This is a genomic window from Microcystis sp. CS-574 (genome assembly GCF_028329095.1).
In the GTDB taxonomy this organism is placed as follows: Bacteria; Cyanobacteriota; Cyanobacteriia; order Cyanobacteriales; family Microcystaceae; genus Microcystis; species Microcystis ichthyoblabe_A.
On sequence record NZ_JAQMSY010000013.1, the window covers coordinates 1 to 13,821 of the forward strand.

Annotated in this window: 14 protein-coding genes and 1 pseudogene; 4 read left to right on the plus strand and 11 right to left on the minus strand. The window is 44.2% G+C overall.

Annotation, left to right across the window (positions count from 1 at the left end; genetic code table 11):
* The 3 genes from PN470_RS00775 to PN470_RS00785 form a co-directional block, all read right to left on the minus strand.
* Positions 1–127, minus strand: a 127-nt coding sequence (locus PN470_RS00775) for a PP2C family protein-serine/threonine phosphatase (RefSeq protein ID WP_442929956.1), incomplete at its 3' end; no start/stop codon positions are given.
* Positions 128–171: 44 nt separating this feature from the next.
* A complete protein-coding gene (locus PN470_RS00780; protein ID WP_016516688.1) occupies positions 172–1,860 on the minus strand; it encodes an ABC1 kinase family protein in 1,689 nt (562 codons plus the stop codon).
* 90 nt (positions 1,861–1,950) lie between these two features.
* A complete protein-coding gene (locus PN470_RS00785; RefSeq protein WP_002792886.1) occupies positions 1,951–2,256 on the minus strand; it encodes a DUF6825 family protein in 306 nt (101 codons plus the stop codon).
* A 271-nt stretch (positions 2,257–2,527) separates the two neighbouring features.
* On the opposite strand from PN470_RS00785, the gene PN470_RS00790 reads away from it, so the two are divergent.
* The gene (locus tag PN470_RS00790; protein ID WP_002792887.1) at positions 2,528–3,751 is read left to right on the plus strand and encodes an ABC transporter substrate-binding protein; all 1,224 of its coding nucleotides are present in this window, start codon (positions 2,528–2,530) and stop codon (positions 3,749–3,751) included.
* On the opposite strand, the pseudogene PN470_RS00795 reads toward PN470_RS00790, so the two are convergent.
* Positions 3,732–4,054: pseudogene (locus tag PN470_RS00795) on the minus strand (Txe/YoeB family addiction module toxin). The gene PN470_RS00790 and the pseudogene PN470_RS00795 overlap by 20 nt on opposite strands.
* 307 nt (positions 4,055–4,361) lie before the next feature.
* Here PN470_RS00795 and PN470_RS00800 point away from each other — a divergent pair.
* Together PN470_RS00800 and psbB are read left to right on the plus strand one after the other, a co-directional pair.
* Positions 4,362–4,673 (plus strand): hypothetical protein, encoded by a 312-nt coding sequence (locus PN470_RS00800; protein WP_002749272.1) that lies wholly within the window; start codon positions 4,362–4,364, stop codon positions 4,671–4,673.
* A 322-nt stretch (positions 4,674–4,995) separates the two neighbouring features.
* Entirely contained in the window at positions 4,996–6,522 is a 1,527-nt protein-coding gene (psbB, locus tag PN470_RS00805) for a photosystem II chlorophyll-binding protein CP47 (protein ID WP_002735904.1), read from the plus strand.
* A gap of 292 nt (positions 6,523–6,814) precedes the next feature.
* Here psbB and PN470_RS00810 read toward each other — a convergent pair whose 3' ends face one another.
* From PN470_RS00810 to PN470_RS00840, 7 genes are all read right to left on the minus strand, one after another.
* Complete coding sequence (locus PN470_RS00810) at positions 6,815–6,934, minus strand: photosystem II reaction center protein J (protein ID WP_002736108.1); 120 nt, start codon at positions 6,932–6,934, stop codon at positions 6,815–6,817.
* Between the two features lie 42 nt (positions 6,935–6,976).
* On the minus strand, positions 6,977–7,096 hold the full coding sequence (locus tag PN470_RS00815; protein ID WP_002735805.1) for a photosystem II reaction center protein L: 120 nt from the start codon (positions 7,094–7,096) through the stop codon (positions 6,977–6,979).
* A gap of 10 nt (positions 7,097–7,106) precedes the next feature.
* Positions 7,107–7,241, minus strand: coding sequence for a cytochrome b559 subunit beta (gene psbF, locus PN470_RS00820; protein ID WP_002736175.1), 135 nt, complete (start codon positions 7,239–7,241; stop codon positions 7,107–7,109).
* A 25-nt stretch (positions 7,242–7,266) separates the two neighbouring features.
* A complete protein-coding gene (gene psbE / locus PN470_RS00825; RefSeq protein ID WP_002737435.1) occupies positions 7,267–7,512 on the minus strand; it encodes a cytochrome b559 subunit alpha in 246 nt (81 codons plus the stop codon).
* Between the two features lie 78 nt (positions 7,513–7,590).
* The gene (locus tag PN470_RS00830; RefSeq protein WP_272103367.1) at positions 7,591–8,583 is read right to left on the minus strand and encodes a photosynthesis system II assembly factor Ycf48; all 993 of its coding nucleotides are present in this window, start codon (positions 8,581–8,583) and stop codon (positions 7,591–7,593) included.
* A gap of 107 nt (positions 8,584–8,690) precedes the next feature.
* Positions 8,691–9,038 (minus strand): rubredoxin, encoded by a 348-nt coding sequence (locus PN470_RS00835; RefSeq protein ID WP_002736293.1) that lies wholly within the window; start codon positions 9,036–9,038, stop codon positions 8,691–8,693.
* Positions 9,039–9,513: 475 nt separating this feature from the next.
* Positions 9,514–9,942: a QcrA and Rieske domain-containing protein gene (locus tag PN470_RS00840; protein WP_130758491.1), complete on the minus strand. Its 429-nt coding sequence runs from the start codon at positions 9,940–9,942 to the stop codon at positions 9,514–9,516.
* Positions 9,943–10,256: 314 nt separating this feature from the next.
* Here PN470_RS00840 and PN470_RS00845 point away from each other — a divergent pair, with 314 nt between their 5' ends.
* Positions 10,257–13,724 (plus strand): type ISP restriction/modification enzyme, encoded by a 3,468-nt coding sequence (locus tag PN470_RS00845; protein ID WP_271935629.1) that lies wholly within the window; start codon positions 10,257–10,259, stop codon positions 13,722–13,724.
* The last annotated feature ends 97 nt before the right edge of the window (positions 13,725–13,821 follow it).

Here is a 13,821-nt window from a genome sequence, read left to right on the forward strand (position 1 = left end):
CCGCATGACCCCCCATACCATCAGCAACGATAAAAAAGCGCCGCTCGGGGTCGATATAATAACTATCCTGATTAACCGACCGCACTACACCAGGATCGGTCATTCCTCCAAAAGAAAGATTGTTCATCGAAATTTCTGCTTTTAACACAATATTTATTATCCCGCAATCAATTACATCATACGATCCTGACGTTCAATTTTTCGCCAAAGTCTCACAAGAGCTATCCCCGGCAGTAGGGAAATCGCCATCGGTAATAAAGTTAACCAACCAAAACCACTGACGAATAGAAGCGTCGCTGAGATCAGCAAAGCACTGATCAGTAAAGTATAGTTGGTTCCCATTTGAATCATACCCAATCGCCGCAAAAGTCGATCGGATTCGCTGGAACGTACCCGGACACGGATATCACCCCGTTCTAATTTTTCGATCGTATCATCGATGCGTCGGGGTAAACTCAGGGCGGTGCTGCTCACTTGGGCTGCTTGTCGTCCTAACTCATCGAGGATATTACTGCCATTATTTCCTGTCATATCATTTACTAATTGCAGGGCAAAAGGTTGGGCCACTTCCATAAAGTTAAATTCGGGATCGAGTCCTTTGCCTACCCCTTCTAGGGTAGAAAATGCTCGCATGACGAAGGTAAAGGTAGCGGGAAAGCGAAAAGGCTGATCGTAGGCGATTTCATAGAGATCATCGCTGATAGAGGCCACGGATTGCTCCTCAAAGGGTTTATCCATGAAGTTATCGAGCATATACTGGATCGATCGCCGCACTGCTCCCATATCACCATTAGCAGTTAATGCTCCTAAATCCACCAGAGAAGTGACCACGCGATCGGCATCTTTTTGGGCAATTCCCAAGAGAGTCTGCATTAATTTTTCGCGCACGTTGGTTTTAATTTGTCCCATCATGCCGAAATCGTAGAAAATTAGGGAGCCATCACTATCAACGGCAATATTGCCAGGGTGAGGATCTGCGTGAAAAAAGCCGTTATTGAGTAGTTGAATTAGATAGGCTTTTGCCCCTAGTTTAGCCAACAATTTGCGATCGAGTCCGGCCGCTTCTAGGGCTTCATAATGACTGATTTTGATGCCGGGGAGGTATTCTAGGGTTAAAACCCGGGGAGCGGTGTAGCGCCAATAGACTTTCGGTACTTTCACCCAATCTTCCCCGCGAAAATTACGGCGAAAAGTGTCAGCGTTACGACCTTCATTGAGATAATCGGTTTCTTCCCAGAGGATTTTACAGCATTCTTCATAAATACCCGTCCAATCGCGACCTTTACCCCATTTGGGATGATTTTGGAAGTATTGGGCGATTTTTTTTAGGATGGTCAGATCGATACTAAATAATTTTTTTAATCCGGGCCGTTGGACTTTAACCACCACATCTTCCCCGGTCTTCAGTTGGGCCCGGTGAACTTGCCCTAAACTAGCGGCTGCCAGGGGAATAGGATCAAAGCTTTTAAAGAGTTGATTGAGGGGTTTACCGAGGGATACCTCGATAATTTTGCTGGCCTGTTCGTAGGTAAATGCGGGAACCTGATCCTGTAGTTTCGAGAGTTCTTCCACATATTCGAGGGGAAAAAGATCAGCCCGGGTGGAGAACAGTTGACCGACTTTAATAAAAGTCGGTCCCAATTCTAGCATGGTTTCCCGAATCCAAGCGGCTTGTTTTCTGCGTCTGCTGGCGAGTTTTTCCTCGCTATAGCTGCCGTTATAGCTCCATTTTTTACCGTTGAGCCAGAATTGATAAAGTACAGTCAGAACGAATCGCCAAATATCTAGACGACGACGATTGATGGAATAGTTTTCTTGATTCCAACGATAGCTATTTTTGGCGACTTGAAGGGCCGGCATTGCTGGGTTTAACTCTAGGGTAACGGGGACGGGTAGAAGGGCTGACACGCAATTTTTGGGGCTTTAAAGCGACTAAAAGAGGGTTTTTGGTTAATTTCGGTAGTTTTTTAGTTCCGAGCGCAATTGGGCGATTTCAGCCCGCATTTCGTCGATGTTTTCCTGCACATCGGCACTGGAGGAACCACTGGAGTCTGTCTCAGCATATACTCCCTTTTCCATGGCTCGATCGGCTCTCATTTGCACTTCTTCGACGAATTGCCGCAGGTTTTCCCGTTGTTCGGCATCAAATTTGCCTAATTCGCTTAAAGCGTTGGTAAACGCATCTTCTAGCTGTTCACTGACTACTTCAGCGATCGCTCGTCCGAGGAAAAAGGCGTGAATAACCGGGTTAGTCATAATCTTAAATGGATGTTTTCGCTTCGGGGTTTGTGGACGGGAAAGGCGATAATAAATTCCCTAACTACTAGGTTAGGCGACAGAACCAGAAAAGGCAAATCGTTTTTCTGAAAAGGGAGGTGAGACGGGGAGGTTAATCGACAAAATTAGGGGAAACAAAAGGCGCTAAGGGAGCAAAATCTGCTTCGATCGCGTCGAGAATTATCGCTGAAATCAACCCGATTAGCGAAATAATAGTGTCATCAACAATATCAGTCCCCGGAGAGTTAAGATGCTCAGAAAACGTTTATTAATCCCCTTAATACTATCCCTAGTCACTTTCGGTCTAGTGGTGGCCTGCAATTCCGGCACTCCCACCAGTCAAACTAACCCCAGTCCCGCAGAAAACGCCGCCACTGCTGCTATTCCCATCGGTGCAGCTTTAGCTCAAACCAGCAATCTCGCCCTATTGGGACAGGAACAGGTGATCGGTGTCAAGATGGCTGAAACATATTTTAATAAAAAGGGCGGAGTTAATGGAACACCGATTAAAGTTATTATCCAGGATGTGGCCGGGGATGAACAGGGCGCAATCAACGCCATTAATACCCTAATCACTCAAGATAAGGTGGTGGGTATTCTTGGTCCGTCCTTGTCCCAGCAAGCTTTTGCCGCTAGTCCGATCGCCGATCGAGCTAAAGTTCCCATTCTCGGCCCGTCTAACACGGCTAAAGGTATCCCCCAGATCGGTGAATATGTGGGTAGGGTGTCCGCTCCTGTGGCTGTGGTCGCTCCCAATGCAGTTAAAACCGCTTTAAAAATCGATCCCAAGATTAAAAAAGTGGCTGTCTTTTTTGCCCAAAATGATGCTTTTAGTAAATCGGAAACGGAAACTTTTCAAGAAACCCTAAAAAGTTTAAATCTTGATATTGTCACCGTGCAGAAATTCCAAACCACCGATACAGATTTTCAAAACCAAGCCACCGCCGCTATTAATATTAAACCGGATTTAGTGATTATTTCTGGTTTGGTTGCTGACGGGGGCAATTTGGTCAAACAGTTGCGACAATTAGGCTATCAGGGGTTAATTATTGGGGGCAATGGTTTAAATACTTCTAATATTTTCCCGGTTTGTCAAGCTCAATGTGATGGTATTCTCATCGCTCAAGCTTATAACCCAGAATTAGATAATCCTATTAATCGGGATTTTGTCGCCGCTTATACAGCAGAAAATAAAAAAGCACCGCCCCAATTTACCGCTCAAGCTTTTACGGGAATTCAAGTTTTTGTCGAGGCCCTAAAACGGGTAGATGATAAAAATAAACTCAGTACACTTTCCCTCGAACAAATTCGCCAACAATTAAATCAGGAAATTTTAGCGGGTAAGTATGTGACTGTCCTGGGAGATATTGCTTTTACTCCCGAAGGGGAAATCATTCAGGATAAATTCTCCGTGGCACAAATTAAAATGGATGCCGATGGTAAAAATGGTAAATTTACTTTTGTGAAAAATTAATCAGTAAAGGGTTCTTCTCATTTCTATCTCGTTGCAAGGAACTCCCTTGCAACGCATTTCCAGAGGTTCTAGCTTTTGTGTCATAATCAGACACGCTATAAACTAGGCGATGTTCTTTTGTAATGCGTCGTGACCATAATCCTGATAGTTTATGTTTTAATGCTTCTGATTTTCCTAGTCCAGAAAAAGGCTCTCTTTGAACATCTTTAATAAGGCTGACAATTTTAGCGTAAACTTTCTTGTCTGCGATCGCCATTGGTTAAACTCATCAAAACTTCGGGTTAGAAAGGCGACTTTCCTCATAAGTTAGCAGCATCTACATAAATATAACTATCAGGATTTTTAAGAGATTCTATTGCCTCTTGGAGATGTTGACGGTTAGCTTCTGTGGAAAGCAGATAGTCCGTTTCATCCAACTGATAATTACTGATTGTCGGTATTTCTGCAAATGTGGGATGCACCCAGGGAGAACAAAGCTGCCCATTGCCTATTGCCTATTGCCTATTGCCTTTTCTGACTGATGGCTGGGGGCTAAAAAGCTGATAAAATTTGACGGCTGAAAACTAATTAAGCCAGAAAGCTAGAGATTGATTCTAGATTGAGTAACAAAGTGAAATATTTTTTCTTAACGGCAGGTTGGACAATAGGACGGGTGTGGGAATTTGGGGGTTTGTGGGACCATGCGAGTAGTTGGCGACGACCACCGCAGATAGAGCGATTAAATATCGGTATTTTGGAAGGAGAACAGGTTTTATGGCTTTATAAGGTGGAAGAAGCCGTGATTATGGTGGAAGTTGCCCCCAAGAGTGCCGAAATTGCTGATACTGTCCCCACCATCGGGCAAGTGGTGCTAAAACGCTTGATTAGTGCCGAACAAGTCCTCGAAATCCTGCAAAATGCCGAAGAACTACTGAGGAAGTAATCAGTTATCAGTTATCAGTTATCAGTTATCAGTCATAATTCCCCATCTCCCCACACCCTACACCCCACACCCAACACCCAACACCCAACACCCCACACCCTACACCCTGATCTGGAATATTCTGGCGGAAGACCGATCGCAAGCACTTGAAATCTGTTCTAACAATAGTTACACTTCTTTAGAATAGATACACTTTTCAAGGGATAATGTAGGTTGGCTAACTCTTGCACTTAACAGTCGAGATTGTTGGGCTTATATTTTGACCCTGAATATAAAAAGCGTCTAAGTGGACACTAAATTGTCAATAGGAGGAGCGTAGTCAATGGGACTACCTTGGTATCGAGTACACACAGTCGTTCTCAACGACCCGGGCCGTTTAATTTCCGTTCACCTGATGCACACCGCACTGGTAGCGGGTTGGGCTGGCTCCATGGCCCTCTATGAGCTTGCTATTTTCGACCCCAGTGACCCCGTATTAAACCCGATGTGGCGGCAAGGAATGTTCGTGCTGCCCTTCATGGCCCGTTTAGGTGTCACTGGTTCTTGGGGTGGCTGGAGCGTCACCGGCGAAACTGGTGTTGACCCCGGTTTCTGGTCTTTTGAAGGCGTTGCCGCCGCTCATATCGTCTTATCCGGTCTGCTATTCCTAGCGGCGGTTTGGCACTGGGTTTTCTGGGATTTAGAATTATTCGTCGATCCCCGCACGGGCGAATCTGCCCTCGATTTGCCGAAAATGTTCGGTATTCACCTGTTCTTATCTGGTTTACTTTGCTTTGGTTTCGGTGCTTTCCATCAAACAGGCCTTTGGGGTCCCGGGATGTGGGTTTCCGATGCCTACGGTTTAACCGGTCATGTGCAGCCCGTAGCTCCGGAATGGGGACCGGCTGGTTTTAACCCCTTTAACCCCGGGGGTGTGGTAGCTCACCACATTGCTGCGGGTATCGTCGGGATTATCGCCGGTTTATTCCATTTAACCGTTCGTCCCCCCGAAAGACTCTATAAAGCCCTGAGAATGGGTAATATCGAAACGGTGCTTTCTAGCAGTATCGCCGCCGTTTTCTTTGCCGCTTTCGTCGTGGCTGGAACCATGTGGTACGGTAATGCTACCACGCCGATCGAACTCTTTGGCCCGACCCGTTACCAATGGGATAAGGGCTATTTCCAAGAAGAAATTGAGCGTCGTGTGGAGGCCAGCATCGCCAATGGGGCCACCATCGCCGAAGCTTACCAAGCAATCCCCGAAAAACTGGCTTTCTATGATTATGTCGGTAATAGCCCCGCTAAAGGTGGTTTATTCCGTACTGGTGCCATGGATAGCGGTGACGGTATCGCTAAATCTTGGTTAGGACACCCCGTGTTCAAAGATGGCGAAGGTCGCGTCCTCAGCGTGCGTCGGATGCCTAACTTCTTTGAAACCTTCCCCGTTGTCCTGACTGACTCGGAAGGTATCGTTCGCGCTGATATTCCCTTCCGTCGTGCGGAATCGAAACTGAGTATCGAACAAAGTGGTGTTACCGTTTCTTTCTACGGTGGCTCTCTCGATGGTCAGGTCTTCAGCGATCCTGCTGATGTGAAGAAATTTGCGCGTAGAGCGCAACTCGGTGAAGCTTTCGAGTTTGACACCGAAACCCTCAAGTCTGACGGGGTATTCCGCACTTCTCCAAGAGGTTGGTTTACTTTCGGTCATGCTGTCTTTGCTTTACTATTCTTCTTTGGTCACATCTGGCACGGTTCTCGTACCATCTACCGCGACGTATTCGCCGGGGTCGATCCAGATCTGGAAGAACAAGTGGAATTCGGTTTATTCCAAAAATTGGGTGATCTTAGCACTCGTAAACAAGAAGTTTAGTTTTAGCTAAATCATCAATATAACTATAAGGAGTCAAGTCTTTGACTCCTTTTTTTAATTAGGGTATGCTGAAAAAGTTTTTCGTGGGGGCAGGGTGTGGGTTGTGGGGAGAAGGGAGCAGGGAGTGGGGAGCAGGGAGAAACAATTCATAACTTGAGAGTTAATCACACTATTAAAAACGGATTTGGTATTAAAGTTCGATCGAGCTTTACTTTTCACCGAATAGTGAAAAAACCGCTAGTTATTTCTATAACTAACGGCTTTTTGCTGGGGGAAATTACCCGTAATGGAATTACATAGAGGAACCTAAACCGGCGTAAGCTCCGTAGAAGAAAAGACCAAGCACAGCGATAACGCCTAGACCGGCGATGGTGGCGACTAACCACAAAGGAATACGACCTTCTGCGAACATGAATAACACCTCCTAATTGCGATGACAATAAATCGGGACTAATTAGTTAAAGAAATAGCTGGAAAATAAAATTCCCAAGACAGCAACTAGGAGTAAACCTAGATAAAGAGAAGTACGATTTAACTCGACGGCTTGCCGATTCGGATTAGGTGTTCTTTCCATAATTGTTCTCCTAGCGTTGAATAAACTGCATTGCCGCAATCGCACCGATAAAGAAGACAGTGGGGACCGCTAAGGTATGAACTGCCAACCAGCGAACGGTGAAAATGGGGTAAGAAATGGGTTGATTGGGATTACCACTAGCCATTGTTTTTATCCTTAATTAAAGTAAACTACTGATTAAACTGCTCGATTTGATTTTTGGCCTCAAAGCGATCATTAATGATCGGTAATTCTTGACGCTCTTGAGTGTAATACTCATCGGGACGGGGAGTGCCAAAAACATCGTAAGCTAAACCGGTACTCACGAATAACCAACCTGCGACAAAGAGCATGGGGATGGTGATGCTATGGATAATCCAGTAACGAATACTGGTAACGATATCGCCAAAAGGACGTTCGCCGGTACTACCTGACATGGACGGTTCTCCTCGGAATGATAGGACTTGAAAAATTCAATCTCTATAATAGAGACTTTGTTGACCCTGAGACAAGTTTTAGGCCGGTTCGCTGGGGGGATTATATTTCAGTAAAACCCCATCTTGTCCCAAGACAAAACCCTTGTCGGAATTGATAAAAACAATTCGATAGAGATTGGAGGGGACACTTTCCACCGCGCGATCTTTTTGCCAAGACTGGCCGTTGTCATGACTGACCAAGAGATTGCCGCTACCACCAGCGACCCAAATTTCTTCGGGGGTGCGGTAGTTGAGGTCCAAAAGTCCCCAACTGGTGGAAAACTCGGGGAATACCTTATCTTCCCATGTATCGAGATCATTGGGGCTAGTAAATTGTAGTTGACCACCCCGGGCCAGGGCCCACAATTCCCCTTTTTCACCATAACCGACTTTTTGTAAACGGCGGGAAGAAAGACGATTGTGGGGTTGCCATTCTGTTGACCCCGGTTCCCAAGTGGAATAAAAGTTCCCGCGTGCGGAAACGGCCACATATTTACCATCATGGGAACGAACAATTGTCCGGGCCACACCCACAGCACCTTCCACTAAAGCTTGCCAAGTTTTGCCTCCGTCTTTGGTGCGGTAGATAGCGCCTAAATCCGTGACCATTTCGGCGGTTTTGTAGTTCAGAGCGATAATTCCGTAGGGAGAACCGGGTAATTTTTCACTTAAGGAGATACGGGACCAGCTGCTGCCCCCGTCTTCGCTATGGAGAAGAATTGAGGGTTTACCGACAATCCAACCCTCTTGGTTGTGGAAACTGACGGCGCTAAAGCTAACTTTTTCGTCGCCAAGGTTGAGGACTTTTTGCTGCCAACTGTTCCCCCCATCGCTGGTTTCAAAGAGGGTAGATTTGGTTCCCACTAACCAACCGTGCTGCAGGTCGTCGGTAAAGGCGATATCGGCAAAAGTGGAGTCAGTGTCGAGGGTGAGGATTTGCCAAGGACTATTGCTCAGGGATGGCACACTACTACAGCTAAAGCAGAAAAAGGCTACAGCTAGAACTATTACGAATTGTTTCAGTTTTCTCATCAATGGTTCAGAGGTATTGGTCAAGGAATCGGGACGGATTAAGGTTTGTACCCGATGAGTTACAGGCTCATAAGAGCCGTTAGATTTAAAGATAATGAGTGCTTGAGTTAGTTTAAACCATACAAACTAATAAAGAAAACAAATCCTAGCGCTAAAGCCCCGAAAATCAAAATATTTTTTTGTGCGGGAGTGAGACGGTTGACTCCAAAACCATAGCTAAGATTTTCTTGGAATCCCGAAGGAGCATCTTTAGCTCCGATGTTGATAAATTGGGAACGACGCACACCACACACGGGACAGCGCCACGTTTCTGGCAATTCCTCGAAGGGGGTTCCAGCGGGAGTGTTGGTTTTACTATCTCCCTTGCTGGGGTCGTAAACGTAGCCGCAGGAGCGACATTCGTGGTTGGCAGGGGCCTGGTCGGCTAGGGTTAGTTCTGGTGGGCGATCGCTCATGACTAAGATTAAAGGAATTTTCAACACTCTGTTACAAATTATCCTTGAAAATTGACCTCTCTCACGGCCAACCCCTAACAGAATAGCCAGTTTTCAAGTCTGAAAAGGATTAGCGAGGCAGCATATCGGCTTAAAAAAAACCAAGATTAATCTATTAGGGCTTAAATGTCTATTAAAACTTTATTAAGTTTATATTTGGGCTATTTACCCTGATTTTGGTAGTAAAATTTAGTCTGAGAAATTGAGAAATTTCAGGCAGGGAAGAAATTCGGGGTCTGATTTCTCATCTCTAACTGATTATTCTTGACCAAATTGACTAAATCCCCGGCTTAATTTCTTCTTAGAGGCGAGAGTGAAGCTAAATTACTTGTCCCTCTCCCTTATGGAGGCTTTCCATTTAATTAATTTCTAAGTGCGAGTAGAGAGTCACTAATTCTACCCGTGTCACCAAAGGCATGGTATTCCGTCAACCCCGTTAAGCTTTTTTCACGAAAATAACGTCTTTTTCGACCTTGACTTGATAGGTGGTTAGATTGCCTTTTGGGGGTTTATTCGTGACGACTCCAGTGGCGGTAAATTTTCCCGTATGGCAGGGACAAGCTAAAATCTGTGCGCCAGTATCCCATTTCACCGTACAGCCTTCATGGGTACAAGTCGGGTTTACTGCACTGATCTTTTTCGCCTTTTTCTCCCAGATTAGGAGCAAGGAGCCGACCGGGGATTTTTTATCCAGAAAACTGCCTTTGGCTTCTAATTCTTTGAGGGTAATGCCCGTCACTTTCACAAAGCCATCCGCCGCTTGGGCCGGGGTCATCTCTTGGTCGGTAGCCGTCCCTAGTATTTCTGGGGCGCAGGCCATGGCTCCGCCAACACCAACGAGGGCAACAAATTCACGACGATTCATGGGATTAGGTTTTTTCCAACAGTAACGTTAACTTTCACTGTACTGTAGAAGCTCTTTCCATTCAATTAATTTCTAAGTGCGAGTAGAGAGGGCCTGTAAGCAAACGCCTGACCAGGATTAGGCTTCAGAAGCTAGTTGCGACCGATAATTAATTTTTGAGGGTTCAAAAATGGCAAAAATAAGGATTAAATGGCATAAAATATGTAAATAGACTATTTAGTTAATTATTATTCATTCTTAATTCTCCTGACTCCTGACGACCGACTCCTGACTCCTAACCCTAACAACAATTTTTGATTTTTACAACACTCCTAATGAATCCCCTCGTCAATTATTTTCGCAACCTGCACGAAATCCACTCATCCCAAGCAGCGGTAAAAGAAACCTCCTACTACGGCACTCTCGAAACTCTCCTTAACGAAATCGGTAAAACCCTAAAACCGCGAGTCCGCTGCATTATCAACCTCAGAAATCAGGGTGCGGGATTGCCGGACGGGGGACTTTTTAACGTCGATCAATTCCCCAAAAATCAAGAATTAGAACCTTTTACGGCGATTTTTCCCGAAAGAGGCGCGATCGAGATTAAGGGAACCAAAGAAGATATCAAAAAAATCGCCGCCAGCGAGCAAGTACAAAAATACTGGCAAAAATACGGTCAAGTATTAGTCAGCAATTATCGCGATTTTCTGCTCATCGGTCGCAATAGCCAAGGTCAACCGGTAGAATTAGAAGCCTATAGTTTAGCCCCGTCAGAAGCCGAGTTTTGGCTAAAAACCTCAAATCCATCCAAATTTGCCGCCGAACACGGTGATAGCCTCTTAGAATACCTAAAGAGAGTGCTTTTACAGGCGGCTCCTATCACCTCACCGGCCGATGTTGCTTGGTTTCTTGCTTCCTATGCGCGGGACGCAAAAGCACGCTTAGAACATCATTCCGATCTTCCCGCTCTGGCCAATATTCGTCAAGCTTTAGAAAATGCCCTCGGTATCAAATTTGAACGGGAACAGGGGAATAAATTTTTTCGTTCTACCCTCGTGCAAACCCTCTTTTATGGTTTATTCTCCGCTTGGGTATTATGGCACAAGCAAAACCTCAATCGCGAGGATAAAGAGGATAAGTTCGATTGGAAATCCGCGGCCCACCATCTCCATGTTCCCATGTTAGCGATCCTATTCGAGCAGATCGCCGCACCGAGTAAGTTAAAGTCTTTGGGATTAGTAGAAGTTTTGAATTGGACCGGTGCAGCTTTAAATCGAGTGCGACGAGAGGAATTTTTTCGTCAATTCGATGAGGGACAAGCGGTACAGTATTTCTATGAACCATTTTTGCAAGCTTTTGATCCTGATTTACGCAAAGAATTGGGAGTTTGGTACACTCCTCCGGAAATTGTTCGCTATATGGTAGCGCGAGTCGATCGAGTTTTACGAGAAGAATTAAATATCGAGGACGGTTTAGCTAATCCCGATGTTTATGTTCTCGATCCTTGCTGTGGAACTGGTGCTTATTTAGTCGAGGTTTTGCGCTATATTACCGATACTTTACAGGAAAATGGGGCGGGTGCTTTAGCGATGGCTTTGGTGAAAAAGGCAGCCATAGAAAGAATTTTCGGTTTCGAGATTTTAACCGCTCCTTTTGTCGTCGCTCATCTACAATTAGGTTTATTCCTGCAAAGTTTGGGTGTACCTTTAATAGAAGATAGTGAACGAGTCGGGATTTATCTGACTAATGCTTTAACCGGTTGGCAACCCCCCGATGAGGAAAGTAAACAGAAAATTCAACAGCTACAATTAAGTTTTCCGGAGTTAAATAAGGAACGAGAAGCAGCCGATGAAGTTAAGCGCGGTAAACCGATTTTAGTTATTCTCGGTAATCCTCCCTACAATGCTTTTGCTGGAACCAGTCCCGCAGAAGAAGCAGGTTTAGTGGAAGTGTATAAACAGGGTTTAATCTCCGATTGGGGGATTAAAAAGTTTAATTTGGATGAGTTATATGTGCGCTTTTTTCGTTTAGCAGAAAGATGTATTTCAGAAAATACCGGTAAAGGGGTTGTTTGTTATATTTCTAATTTTTCCTATCTCGGTGATCCTTCTTTTGTGGTGATGCGGCAAAGATTTTTACAAGAATTTGATCGTCTTTGGTTTGATTGTCTCAATGGGGATAGTCGCGAAACGGGAAAGTTAACCCCTGAAGGTAATCCAGATCCTAGTGTTTTTTCTACTCAATACAATAAGGAAGGAATTCGAGTCGGGACAACTATCGGACTAATGGTAAGAAAGGAAGTAAGGAATAAAAATGTTGATGTCTATTTTCGCCATTTCTGGGGAGTTGCTAAACGAGAACAGTTATTAGATAGTTTAAATAATCAAGATTTTGATGCTTTGTATCAAGTCTCTAACCCAGAACAATCTAATCGTTATTCTTTCCGTCCCTCCGATGTTTCCTCTCACTATTTAGCATGGCCAAAGTTAACAGATTTATCTTGTCAAGATTCATCATTAATTATTCCATTACAGGGTATGGATGAAGATCGTGCAAATGCACTTATAGATTATGATCAAGATATTTTATCATTAAGAATGCAAAAGTATTTTGATAAAACAACTGACTGGGATGAATTTTTAACTTTAAAAACTGGGTTAAGTCGAGATAGTGCGTCTTTTGATGCTAAAACTGTACGAAAAAAAGCACATCAATTAGATTCGTTTAAAGAAAATAACCTGAAAAGATATAATTTCCGTCCCTATGATACAAGATGGTGTTATATTACTTTAGCCCCTAATGTTTGGAAAAGAGTAAGGCCAGATTTATATGTACAATACACATATAAAAATTTATTTTTATTAAGTCGTTCTAAAGGAGTTGCTCAACCAGAAGGAATTCCATTTCTATTTACTCAAAGTCTTTTTGCTAGGGATTGTATGAGAGGTCATGCAGTTGCATTTCCCATGTTAATTTATCCTTCTGCGAAACATGAAGCAAAAAAACAAGATAAATTATTTAATGTTGAAAGTTATACAACTGTTAAAACAAAAGCCAATCTCTCAGAAAAATCTCGTCAATACTTAAATGAAATGGGTATTAATAATCTTGATGAAAATATCGAGAATGCTTCCTTAATTTGGCTGCACGCATTAGCGATTGGGTACTCTCCCTTGTATCTTCGGGAAAATGCCGACGGTATTCGTCAAGACTTCCCAAGAATTCCCCTTCCCAATAGCCAAGAATTATTAATTAAATCTGCCCAACTAGGACAAGCGATCGCCTCTCTTTTAGACACAGAAAACCCCGTTATAGGAGTCACCAAAAAACCGACCCCTGCACTGCAAAAAATCGCCTTGATTTCCTGCACTGATGGGGGAAATTTAAACCCAGATAAGGGGGATTTAATTATTAACGTCGGTTGGGGACACGGGGGGAAAAATGGCGTGACAATGCCGGGTAAAGGAAAAGCGATCGCCAGACAATATACAACCGCAGAAATGAGCGTAATTAGCCCAGAAATGCGAAAATTATTAGGAACGACCACCTATGATATTTATCTCAATGATCGAGCCTATTGGCAAAATATACCGGCCCGGGTTTGGGAATATACCATCGGGGGTTATCAAGTCATTAAAAAATGGCTAAGTTATCGCGAGGAAAAATTATTAGGACGGGGATTAACTATCGCAGAAGTGCAGGAAGTAAGCGAGATGACGAGAAGAATTACTGCGATTATTCTCCTAGAATCAGATCTAGATGATAACTACCAAAATATCAAAACTGCCGTGTATTCTTTTTAATTAAATGATTGAAACCTGTCATTTCCTAGAGTTAAGTAGGTAGTCGTTAAAAATTATCAGATTCCCCCCTTATCAAGGGGGGCAGGGGGGATCAAAC

Bases quoted from the DNA above. Each gene is read 5' to 3' on its own strand.
- PN470_RS00835 (WP_002736293.1), bottom strand. From the start codon at position 9,038: ATGAGCGATCGCCCACCAGAACTAACCCTAGCCGACCAGGCCCCTGCC.
- PN470_RS00780 (WP_016516688.1), bottom strand. From the start codon at position 1,860: ATGCCGGCCCTTCAAGTCGCCAAAAATAGCTATCGTTGGAATCAAGAA.
- PN470_RS00810 (WP_002736108.1), bottom strand. From the start codon at position 6,934: ATGTTCGCAGAAGGTCGTATTCCTTTGTGGTTAGTCGCCACCATCGCC.
- psbB (WP_002735904.1), top strand. From the start codon at position 4,996: ATGGGACTACCTTGGTATCGAGTACACACAGTCGTTCTCAACGACCCG.
- PN470_RS00840 (WP_130758491.1), bottom strand. From the start codon at position 9,942: ATGAATCGTCGTGAATTTGTTGCCCTCGTTGGTGTTGGCGGAGCCATG.
- PN470_RS00815 (WP_002735805.1), bottom strand. From the start codon at position 7,096: ATGGAAAGAACACCTAATCCGAATCGGCAAGCCGTCGAGTTAAATCGT.
- psbF (WP_002736175.1), bottom strand. From the start codon at position 7,241: ATGGCTAGTGGTAATCCCAATCAACCCATTTCTTACCCCATTTTCACC.
- PN470_RS00790 (WP_002792887.1), top strand. From the start codon at position 2,528: ATGCTCAGAAAACGTTTATTAATCCCCTTAATACTATCCCTAGTCACT.
- PN470_RS00785 (WP_002792886.1), bottom strand. From the start codon at position 2,256: ATGACTAACCCGGTTATTCACGCCTTTTTCCTCGGACGAGCGATCGCT.
- PN470_RS00845 (WP_271935629.1), top strand. From the start codon at position 10,257: ATGAATCCCCTCGTCAATTATTTTCGCAACCTGCACGAAATCCACTCA.
- psbE (WP_002737435.1), bottom strand. From the start codon at position 7,512: ATGTCAGGTAGTACCGGCGAACGTCCTTTTGGCGATATCGTTACCAGT.
- PN470_RS00830 (WP_272103367.1), bottom strand. From the start codon at position 8,583: ATGAGAAAACTGAAACAATTCGTAATAGTTCTAGCTGTAGCCTTTTTC.